Origin of the sequence: Streptomyces murinus, from assembly GCF_002154555.1 — a bacterium.
GTDB lineage: Bacteria > Actinomycetota > Actinomycetes > Streptomycetales > Streptomycetaceae > Streptomyces > Streptomyces murinus.
The window spans coordinates 1-10,470 of sequence record NZ_MUNF01000359.1; the positions used below are offsets into that span (position 1 = coordinate 1).

9 protein-coding genes are annotated in these 10,470 nt (G+C 70.2%); 3 read left to right on the forward strand and 6 right to left on the reverse strand.

The features are described from left to right. A partial coding sequence (locus CCN72_RS21705) for an oxidoreductase (protein WP_483027276.1) occupies positions 1-530 on the reverse strand: 530 nt, incomplete at its 3' end. A 184-nt stretch (positions 531-714) separates the two neighbouring features. Here CCN72_RS21705 and CCN72_RS21710 point away from each other — a divergent pair. Then, complete coding sequence (locus CCN72_RS21710) at positions 715-1,248, forward strand: MarR family winged helix-turn-helix transcriptional regulator (RefSeq protein WP_402146050.1); 534 nt, start codon at positions 715-717, stop codon at positions 1,246-1,248. Between the two features lie 30 nt (positions 1,249-1,278). Here CCN72_RS21710 and CCN72_RS21715 read toward each other — a convergent pair whose 3' ends face one another. Both CCN72_RS21715 and CCN72_RS21720 read right to left on the reverse strand, forming a co-directional pair. Further along, positions 1,279-1,521 (reverse strand): hypothetical protein, encoded by a 243-nt coding sequence (locus tag CCN72_RS21715; RefSeq protein WP_086808964.1) that lies wholly within the window; start codon positions 1,519-1,521, stop codon positions 1,279-1,281. A 29-nt stretch (positions 1,522-1,550) separates the two neighbouring features. After that, positions 1,551-2,444: a hypothetical protein gene (locus tag CCN72_RS21720; RefSeq protein WP_086808965.1), complete on the reverse strand. Its 894-nt coding sequence runs from the start codon at positions 2,442-2,444 to the stop codon at positions 1,551-1,553. Between the two features lie 126 nt (positions 2,445-2,570). Between CCN72_RS21720 and recD2 the strand changes: the two genes are divergently transcribed. Then, entirely contained in the window at positions 2,571-4,844 is a 2,274-nt protein-coding gene (gene recD2, locus CCN72_RS21725) for an SF1B family DNA helicase RecD2 (protein WP_086808966.1), read from the forward strand. A 178-nt stretch (positions 4,845-5,022) separates the two neighbouring features. Next, positions 5,023-6,312 (forward strand): citrate synthase, encoded by a 1,290-nt coding sequence (locus tag CCN72_RS21730; RefSeq protein WP_037651658.1) that lies wholly within the window; start codon positions 5,023-5,025, stop codon positions 6,310-6,312. A 512-nt stretch (positions 6,313-6,824) separates the two neighbouring features. Here the strand turns inward: CCN72_RS21730 and CCN72_RS21735 are convergent. The 3 genes from CCN72_RS21735 to CCN72_RS21745 all read right to left on the reverse strand — a co-directional run. Continuing rightward, on the reverse strand, positions 6,825-9,128 hold the full coding sequence (locus tag CCN72_RS21735) for a heavy metal translocating P-type ATPase (RefSeq protein ID WP_086808967.1): 2,304 nt from the start codon (positions 9,126-9,128) through the stop codon (positions 6,825-6,827). A gap of 86 nt (positions 9,129-9,214) precedes the next feature. After that, positions 9,215-9,454, reverse strand: a complete 240-nt coding sequence (locus CCN72_RS21740) for a heavy-metal-associated domain-containing protein (protein ID WP_085564812.1) — start codon at positions 9,452-9,454, stop codon at positions 9,215-9,217. A gap of 87 nt (positions 9,455-9,541) precedes the next feature. After that, on the reverse strand, positions 9,542-10,470 hold a 929-nt coding region (locus CCN72_RS21745), incomplete at its 5' end, for a PrsW family glutamic-type intramembrane protease (RefSeq protein ID WP_244174363.1).

Sequence of the window (10,470 nt, forward strand, 5' to 3'; positions counted from 1 at the left end):
GCGCGGCCCGCAACGCCGTCGAAACCGGCCGCGACGGCGTTGCGGGCCGCGCGGGCGAAGTCCTCGATGGTCCCCTCGATCTCGGCCTCGGTCAGCTCGGCCGGGACGACGAAGTCCTTCATGCCCTCGTGGGTGAACACCTGCCCGGCCGCGGCGACGGGCGAGGGGCCGACGGGGACGAGCCCGTCGGGCAGCAGCGCGGGGTGCCCGATCCGGCCGGTGTGCATGAGCTGAGCGAAGATCACGCCGCCCGCGCGGTGCACGGCGTCGGTGACCTGCCGCCAGGCCGCGACCTGCTCCTCGGAGTGCAGGCCGGGGGTGTCCGGGTACCCCTGGCCGACCACCGACGGCTGCACGCCCTCGGTGATGATCAGCCCGGCGCCGGCGCGCTGCGCGTAGTACGTGGCCATCGCCTCGGTCGCGCTCGCACCGGGTCCGTAGGCGCGGCTGCGGGTCATCGGCGCCATGGCGATGCGGTTGGCGAGGCGTGTGCCGCCCAGGTCGATCGGGTCGAAAGCGGTGGTGGTCATGATCAAGCCCTCCACGTGATGGCGATTTACCTGTTCGAACAGTAAAACTGCTCGGAGGTATTCCGCAACCAGGCGTGACGACGGCCACGGAGGGGGTTTCTGTGCTCGCCGGAAGCGGGGAATGGGTGGTCCGGGCGGGTTATCCTGTCCGAGCAGGATCTATTGCTCGAAGGAGGCGCAGACGATGAAGGCATCCGCAGCCGAAGGTACGGGCGAAGAAGGCACCATGCCCCCGGCGGACGCGGCGGCGGACGTGGCGGTGGCGGTGCCCTCGGCCGCGACGGGCGGCCCGGTCAGCCATGCGATCTTCCGTGTGGCCCGCACGCACCGCATGATCGCCGGGCAGCTGCTGCGCCGGGTGGGCCTGCATCCCGGCCAGGAGCTGGTCATGATGCAGCTGTGGGAACTCGGCCCGCAGCGGCAGGCCGACCTCGTCCGCCTGCTCGACTCCGACGCGGCGACCATGGCCCGCACGGTCCGCCGCCTGGAACAGGCCGGCTTCGTGCGCCGCTGTCCCTGTGCCGACGACAAACGCGCCTACCTGATCGAGGCCACCACCGCGAGCCACGCGCTGCGCGAGCAGGTCGAATCCCTGTGGCGCCAACTGGAGGACGCCACCCTGGGCAACCTCTCCCCGACCGAACAGGCGGACGTCCTCCGCGTCCTGGAAGCCCTGGAATCCCGTCTCACCCGGGCCGCCGCACAACTGGGGGCGTGAGCCTGACCGCCCACGCCCCCGGCCGCCGGGTCACTCCTCGGCGAACAACTCCTCCATCTTCACCGCGTGCAGGGCTCCCTCGAACCAGGTCTCCAGCTGGTCGAGGTCGGTGCAGGCCTGGATGCGTGCGCGGGCGGTGTCGGAGAGGGGGCCGCGGCTCCATTCGAGGAAGCGGAGCAGCATCCGCCGGCAAGCTTCACGGACCTCCTCCCGCCCCTCTTCACGCACCTGTAGGGCGAGAGGGTGACGCCAGAAGTACTGGATCTGTCCCACCTATGCCACCTCCCATTCCCGGTACTGGATCACTCGTCGGTGAACAACTCGTCGGCGTCGGCCGCGTGTACGGCCCGCTCGGCCCACGCCTCCAGCTGGCCGAGGTCGGTGCAGTCCTCAATGCGCGCGCGGGCGGTGCCGGAAACGGGGATGCGGCGCGATTGGAGGAGGAGGAAGACCATCCGCCGACAAGCTTCCCGGCCCTCTTCCCGTCCTTCCTCGCGGCCCTCCTCACGCACCTGTTCCGCCAGCGGGTGGCGCCAGAAGTACTGGACGGTCTTCATCAAGTCCCTCCACATCTGCTTCGCTTGGGAGTCGGTCAAGCAGGAGTCGACAAACTGCGCGTAGGCCGACGCGGTATCCGGATCGACGGTCTTCAGAATGGCTGCCAGGGATTCCAGTATGGCCGGAGCCTGGGGCCCGCGTCCGTGTGTCATCGCCGAGAACACCGAGAGGGACGGGTCCTGCTCGCCCCAGTGCTCGTCGGTGATCATCGGCACGTTGTCCGGCCCCAGCACCAGCGGACGCACCGTCATCGAGTGCCAGCCCCGGAAGCCGAACCGGATCGGCCGTGAGGCCCACTTGGCGGTCGTACTGCTCTGCGTGACCACGATCAGCACCGGTTCGCAGCGGTACTTCTCGTACAAGTAGGCGAGGTAGTAGGGCCAACTGCCCCGCTTCCGGTCGTCCGCCTTCCCCTGCGACTCCACCACCAGCAGATACGTGCCCTCGTCCGTCTCCGCCCGCATCAACGTGTCCACCCGGCGCTCGACCGGTTCGATCTCGGTGAGGTCCACGTTCATGGCCACGATCTCCCGCGGCTCCGGAAACGGCACGTGCAGCACCCGTTGTAACGCCTTCGTCAACACCGCGGGATCCTTCTGGAAGATCCGGTGCAACGCCTCGTGCGACGAGCCGACCATCGACACTCCCTCCTGTCGTACGACGTGACCAACGAGCCGGACCGCAAGAGGTTGCATATGCCAGGGGAAAATGACGAGAGACCGCCGCCCCCACCCCCTGTCACCCCCCACCGCTACCGTCGACCCATGGCACAACAGGCGGGGACCGACACCGGTGAGCGGCGGATGGCTGTGCTCGAAGGTGTGCTGGAGCGGATCACGTACGCCAATGAGGAGAACGGGTACACCGTTGCCCGGGTGGACACCGGGAGAGGCGGGGGTGATCTGCTCACCGTCGTCGGGGCGTTGCTCGGGGCCCAGGTCGGGGAGTCCCTGCGGATGGAGGGGCGGTGGGGGAGCCATCCCCAGCACGGGAAACAGTTCCAGGTCGAGAACTACAGCACCGTGCTCCCGGCCACCGTGCAGGGCATGCGGCGCTACCTCGGCTCCGGGCTGGTCAAGGGCATCGGGCCCGTCTTCGCCGACCGGATCACCCGGCATTTCGGCGTCGACACCCTCCGCGTCATCGAGGAGGAACCCAAGCGGCTGATCGAGGTGCCGGGGCTCGGGCCCAAGCGGACCAAGAAGATCGCCGAGGCCTGGGAGGAGCAGAAGGCGATCAAGGAGGTCATGCTCTTCCTCCAGACCGTCGAGGTGTCCACCTCCATCGCCGTGCGGATCTACAAGAAGTACGGGGATCAGTCGATCGATGTCGTCAGGAAGAACCCCTATCGGCTCGCCGCCGATGTCTGGGGGATCGGGTTCCTCACCGCCGACAAGATCGCCCAGTCCGTCGGCATCCCCCACGACAGCCCCGAACGCGTCAAGGCCGGCCTCCAGTACGCCCTCTCCCAGTCCGCCGACCAGGGCAACTGCTATCTGCCCGAGGAACGCCTCATCGCGGACGCCGTCAAACTCCTCCAGGTCGACACCGGACTCGTCATCGAGTGCCTCGGGGAACTGGCCCGGGAACCGGAGGACGGCACCGACCCCGGTGTCGTACGGGAGAAGGTGCCAGGACCGGACGGGGGCGAGCCCGTCACCGCCGTGTACCTCGTGCCCTTCCACCGCGCCGAACTGTCCCTCGCCGCCCAGACGCTGCGCCTCCTGCGCACCGACGAGGACCGGATGCCCGGCTTCCAGGACGTCGACTGGGGCAAGGCCCTCGGCTGGCTCCACGGGCGCACCGGCACCGACCTCGCGCCCGAGCAGGAGGCCGCCGTCCGGCTCGCGCTCACCCGGAAGGTCGCCGTGCTCACCGGCGGCCCCGGCTGCGGCAAGTCCTTCACCGTCCGCTCCGTCGTGGAGCTGGCCCGCGCCCGGCGGGCCAAGGTGGTGCTCGCCGCCCCGACCGGCCGCGCCGCCAAACGGCTGGCCGAGCTGACCGGCGCCGAAGCCTCCACCGTGCACCGGCTGCTGGAGCTGAAGCCCGGCGGCGACGCGGCGTACGACCGGGAACGGCCCCTCGACGCCGACCTGGTGGTCGTGGACGAGGCGTCCATGCTGGACCTCCTCCTCGCCAACAAGCTGGTGAAGGCCGTACCGCCCGGAGCGCATCTGCTCTTCGTCGGGGATGTCGACCAGCTGCCCAGCGTCGGCGCCGGAGAGGTGCTGCGCGACCTCCTCGCGCCCGGCAGCCCGGTCCCCGCCGTCCGTCTCACCCGTGTCTTCCGGCAGGCCCAGCAGTCCGGCGTCGTCACCAACGCGCACCGGATCAACGAGGGGAAGCACCCTCTCACCGACGGGCTCAAGGACTTCTTCCTCTTCGTGGAGGACGACACCGAGGAGGCCGGGCGGCTCACCGTGGACGTGGCGGCGCGGCGCCTGCCCGCCAAGTTCGGGCTCGACCCGCGGCGCGATGTCCAGGTGCTCGCGCCCATGCACCGGGGCCCGGCCGGCGCCGGTGCGCTCAACGGGCTGCTCCAGCAGGCCATCACGCCCGCCCGGCCCGATGTGCCGGAGAAGCGGTTCGGCGGCCGGGTCTTCCGGGTCGGCGACAAGGTGACCCAGATTCGCAACAATTACGAGAAGGGGAAGAACGGGGTCTTCAACGGCACCGTGGGCGTCGTCACCGCGCTCGATCCCGTCGACCAGCGGCTCACGGTGCTGACCGACGAGGACGAGGAGGTTCCGTATGAATACGACGAACTGGACGAACTCGCGCACGCGTACGCGGTGACCATCCACCGTTCACAGGGAAGTGAATATCCCGCCGTGGTGATTCCCGTCACCACGGGAGCATGGATGATGCTGCAACGGAACCTGCTCTACACGGCCGTCACCCGGGCCAAGAAGCTGGTTGTGCTGGTGGGTTCGCGCCGGGCGATCGGCCAGGCCGTCCGCACGGTGTCAGCCGGACGGCGGTGTACAGCCCTGGACTTCAGGCTCGCCGGGAAAAATGATCGATCAAATGAGTCGTGAAGGTCACAGAGCACTTCCAGATGCCTCGCCGAGGGGGCAGGATGAGCAGGTTGGCGGCACTGAGTGCCGTCAATAGGCCCAATGGTCGACCCCGAGTGCACTCTCCTGAGCCAAATGGGGGATGGTAGAGACAGTCAGGGCACCTCGAAGATGAGGCACTACGTCGGTGAGGGAAGACGTGAGCGACAACTCTGTAGTACTGCGGTACGGCGACGGCGAGTACACCTACCCGGTGGTCGACAGCACCGTCGGCGACAAGGGCTTCGACATCGGGAAGCTGCGCGCCCAGACCGGGCTGGTGACCCTCGACAGCGGGTACGGCAACACGGCCGCCTATAAATCCGCGGTCACCTACCTCGACGGCGAGGCGGGCATCCTCCGCTACCGCGGCTACCCCATCGAGCAGCTGGCCGAGCGCTCCACCTTCCTGGAGGTGGCCTACCTGCTGATCAACGGTGAGCTGCCCACCGTCGACGAGCTGACGACGTTCAAGGGCGAGATCACGCGGCACACGCTGCTGCACGAGGACGTCAAGAACTTCTACAAGGGCTTCCCGCGCGACGCCCACCCGATGGCCATGCTGTCCTCGGTCGTCTCGGCGCTGTCCACCTTCTACCAGGACAGCCACAACCCGTTCGACGAGAAGCAGCGCAACCTCTCCACGATCCGGCTGCTCGCCAAGCTTCCGACGATCGCGGCGTACGCGTACAAGAAGTCGATCGGCCACCCGTTCGTCTACCCGCGCAACGACCTCGGCTACGTCGAGAACTTCCTGCGCATGACGTTCTCGGTCCCCGCCGACGAGTACGAGCTGGACCCGGTCGTCGTCTCCGCGCTGGACAAGCTGCTGATCCTGCACGCCGACCACGAGCAGAACTGTTCGACCTCCACGGTCCGCCTCGTCGGCTCCTCGCAGGCCAACATGTTCGCGTCGATCTCGGCCGGCATCAACGCGCTCTGGGGCCCGCTGCACGGCGGCGCCAACCAGTCCGTCCTGGAGATGCTGGAAGGCATCCGCGACTCGGGCTCCGACGTCGACACCTTCATCCGCAAGGTGAAGAACAAGGAGGACGGCGTCCGTCTGATGGGCTTCGGCCACCGGGTCTACAAGAACTTCGACCCGCGCGCCAAGATCATCAAGGCCGCCGCGCACGACGTCCTCTCGGCCCTCGGCAAGTCCGACGAGCTGCTGGACATCGCGCTCAAGCTGGAGGAGCACGCGCTCTCCGACGACTACTTCGTCTCGCGCAGCCTCTACCCGAACGTGGACTTCTACACCGGTCTGATCTACCGGGCCATGGGCTTCCCGGCCGAGATGTTCACCGTGCTGTTCTCCCTCGGCCGCCTCCCGGGCTGGATCGCCCAGTGGACCGAGATGATCAAGGAGCCCGGTTCCCGCATCGGCCGCCCGCGCCAGATCTACACGGGCGTGGTCGAGCGCGACTTCGTGCCGGTCGAGGCCCGCTGAGCCGCAGCCGCACCGCCTGAGACACGGGCAGAAAAGAAGGCGCCCTGAGACGCCGGTCCCCCCACGGGCCGACGACCAGGGCGCCTTCCCATGTCCCGGTGCGGATTCCCCCCACGGGATCCGGGCCGGGCGCTCAGAGAGGACAGCGCCTGAATCGCTGTCGATTGCGGTCTGCCGGGACAGGCACGCCGGGAGGGCCGCTCAAAGACTTCCCGGTGTACGTGCCCCGGCAACGCATCTCCGGAGACGTCCCCCAAGACATCCCCAGACGTCGGAACAGCGCCCCCCAAGACGCCGATCCGACATCGCCAACTTAGACCTTCGAACCCCTTCGATGGTTACGTTCACATCACTGTGATCTGCGTCTCTTGCATATGTCCCTTTGATGCGCAAGAGCCCTGATCTGTCGATCGGGGCCTGCGCGTAAGGAAGATGCGCGAGCCTTGTGAAGAGCTTATGTGAGGCTCGCGCCCGTCTCTAGAGGGACTCCGGTTTCGTCTTCGAGCGGAATCTCACCGGAACCGGCGCAGCCGCAGGCTGTTGGTCACCACGAAGACCGAGGAGAAGGCCATCGCGGCACCCGCGATCATCGGATTCAGCAGGCCGGTGGCGGCCAGCGGCAGCGCGGCCACGTTGTAGCCGAACGCCCAGACGAGGTTGCCCTTGATGGTGGCCAGCGTCCGCCGGGACAGCCGGATCGCGTCGGCGGCCGTCCGCAGGTCACCGCGGACCAGTGTCAGATCGCCCGCCTCGATCGCCGCGTCCGTGCCGGTGCCCATCGCGAGGCCCAGGTCGGCGGTGGCGAGGGCGGCCGCGTCATTGACCCCGTCGCCGACCATGGCCACCGCGCGGCCCTCGGCCCGCAGGCGTCGTACGACGTCCACCTTGTCCTCCGGCAGCACCTCCGCGTACACATGGGCCGCGTCGATACCGACGGCCCTGGCGACCGACTCGGCGACCGTCCGGTTGTCCCCGGTGAGCAGCACCGGCGTCAGCCCGAGGGCACGCAGCTCGCGGATCGCCTCGGCGCTGGTCTCCTTGATCGCGTCGGCGACCGCGAGCACCCCGCGGGCCCGGCCGTCCCAGCCCGCCAGGACGGCCGTACGGCCCTCCCGCTCGGCCTCGGCGGCCGCCAGGGCCAGCTCCTCGGGAACGTCGTCGTACAGGCGCCCCACGGCCACCTCACGGCCGTCCACGCGCCCGCGCACGCCCCGCCCGGGGACGTTCTCGAAGTGCTCGACCGCGGGGAGCGCGCCGACGCGTTCCTCGGCGCCGGCCGCGACGGCGCGGGCGACCGGGTGCTCGGAGGCGTGCTCCAGGGCGCCCGCGAGGCGCAGCAGCTCCTTCTCGTCCTCGCCGTCGGCGGCGTACACCGTCTGGAGGGTCATCCGGCCGGTGGTGACGGTGCCGGTCTTGTCCAGGACGACGGTGTCCACGCGGCGCGTGGACTCCAGGACCTCGGGGCCCTTGATCAGGATGCCGAGCTGGGCGCCGCGCCCGGTGCCGACCATCAGCGCGGTCGGCGTGGCGAGGCCCAGCGCACAGGGGCAGGCGATGATCAGCACGGCGACGGCGGCGGTGAACGCGGAGACCGCGTCCCCGGTGACACCGAGCCAGACCCCGAAGGTGGCGAGCGCGATCAGGATGACCACGGGCACGAACACCGCGGAGACCCGGTCGGCCAGCCGCTGCACCTCGGCCTTGCCGTTCTGCGCGTCCTCCACCAGCCTGGCCATCCGGGCCAGCTGGGTGTCGGCGCCGACCCGGGTGGCCTCGACGACGAGCCGCCCGCCCGCGTTGACCGTGGCGCCGGTGACCTGGTCGCCGGGGCCGACGTCCACCGGCACCGACTCGCCGGTCAGCATGGCGGCGTCGACCGCGGAGACGCCCTCGACCACGGTGCCGTCGGTGGCGACCTTCTCGCCGGGCCGTACGACGAACCGGTCGCCGACCGCCAGCGCCGAGACCGGCACCCGCACCTCACGCCCGTCCCGCAGCACGGCCACGTCCTTGGCGCCCAGCTCCAGCAGCGCCTTCAGGGCCGCGCCGGCGCGCCGCTTGGAGCGGGCCTCCAGATAGCGGCCGAGCAGGATCAGCGCGATGACGCCGGAGGCGACCTCCAGATAGATGGTGGAGGCGCCGTCCATCCGGGAGACGGTGAGGCGGAACTCGTCGTGCATGCCGGTCATCCCGGCGTGGCCGAAGAACAGCGCCCACAGCGACCAGCCGAACGCGGCCAGCGTGCCGACCGAGACCAGGGTGTCCATGGTGGCCGCGCCGTGCCGGGCGTTGGTCCAGGCGGCGCGGTGGAAGGGCGCCCCGCCCCAGACGACGACGGGCGCGGCGAGGGTGAGGGAGAGCCACTGCCAGTTGTCGAACTGGAGGGCCGGGATCATCGCGAGCAGCACGACGGGCAGGGCGAGCAGCGCGGAGACGAGCAGCCGGTGGCGCAGCGCGCCGAGTTCGGGGTCCTGCCCGGCGGAATCCGGGGCCTCGGCCTCGGGCTCGGGTCGCGGCGGGGCGGGTTCCTCGGCGGTGTACCCGGTCTTGACGACGGTGGCGATCAGATCGGCGACCTCGACGCCCGCGCCGTAGCTGACCTTCGCCTTCTCGGTGGCGAAGTTGACGGTGGCGCTGACGCCGTCCATGCGGTTGAGCTTCTTCTCGACGCGGGCCGCGCAGGAGGCGCAGGTCATCCCGCCGATGAGCAGCTCGACCTCGGACGCCGCACCGGAGGATGCCGTACCGGAGGACGTCGTACCGGGGGTTATGACGGTGTCCGCTTGCTCTGCTTGTTCTGCGATGGTGCTGGTCATGTCCGGACTCCAGACATCGGACCGGACCGCACGGAGCCAGTATCAGCTGGTCGGCACGGCCGGTCGGGACTGTGGAAGGGCGCTGCTCAGGCCTTGCCGGCCAGCTCGAAGCCGGCCTCGTCCACGGCGGCGCGGACGGCCTCGTCGTCCAGCGGGGCCGCGGAGACGACGGTCACCTCGCCGCTCGACGCGACGGCCTTCACCGAGGTGACGCCGGGGAGCTGGGAGATCTCGCCGGAGACGGATCCCTCGCAGTGCCCGCAGCTCATGCCGGTCACCCGGTAGACGGTGGTGACGGCGGCCGGGGTGTCGGTCTGGGCGCTCATGTCGTTCTCCTCGTCGTGGCACGTGGGGCCGGTGGTGTTCGCCGGTGCTGTTCCCGATGGTTTCCCCACCCTCGTCAGAGTATACCCCTAGGGGGTATTTTTCCAAGGAGGATACGGAGGATTGCGTCGGGCGAGTGACAGCGCCCAGGACAGTCCGGCCAGCGCGACGAGGGCCGGTCCGAGGGCGGAGACCAGGGTCAGCAGATGCTGCTGGGCGGCGCTCGGCTGCGGCGGGTACCCCGGCGCGAACAGCCCGGTCTCCACGCCCCGGCCGGTGAGCCGTACGACCAGCCAGGGCGCGAGGCCGCGCGCCGTGTCCGCCAGGGCGTGCAGCAGGGCGACGCCCATCCCGGCGGCGATCACCGGCGGCGCGTACCGGAAGCGGCCGTCGGGGCGGCGCAGCGCCAGCAGCACACCGCCCGCGACCGCGGTCCAGGCGCCCTGCCCGAGGGGCGCGAGCAGCCCGCGCACCAGTTCCGTCTCCAGCTGCCCCCAGGGGTCCGGTGCCCACAGGGCCGCGTCGAGGGCGTGCCCGGTGCTCTCCAGGGCCGCGAAGCCGGCGCCCACGGCGGCGCCCAGCACAAGACCGGCCCGCATCCCGTGGACGGCCGGCTGCCGGCGCAGCGCGAACGCCAGCGCCGCCAGCTTGGCCGCCTCCTCGGCCAGGGCGACGGTCAGATACCGGCCCGGGGAGGGGTGGGGCGCGGACGCGGCCGTGAGGCAGGCGCCGAGCACGCCGAGCGCCCCGCCCGCCAGGAAGCAGCCGAGCACCGCGCTGACGCCGAGGTCCCGGCCATGCCGCTCGTACGCCCACAGCACGAAGACCACTGGGGCCAGGAACGCGCCCAGCAGGACGGGCACCACGAGCGCCGCCGTGCTCCGGGTCGCGAGGGCCAGTCCCGCGGCCGGCACCCACACCGCGAGCCCGCCGACCAGACAGCGCCGCCACAGCCCCGCGCCGATGCGCGGGTACGGGGGCGGGGGTTGCTGCGGATGGGGGATGCGGGCCTTGGGTG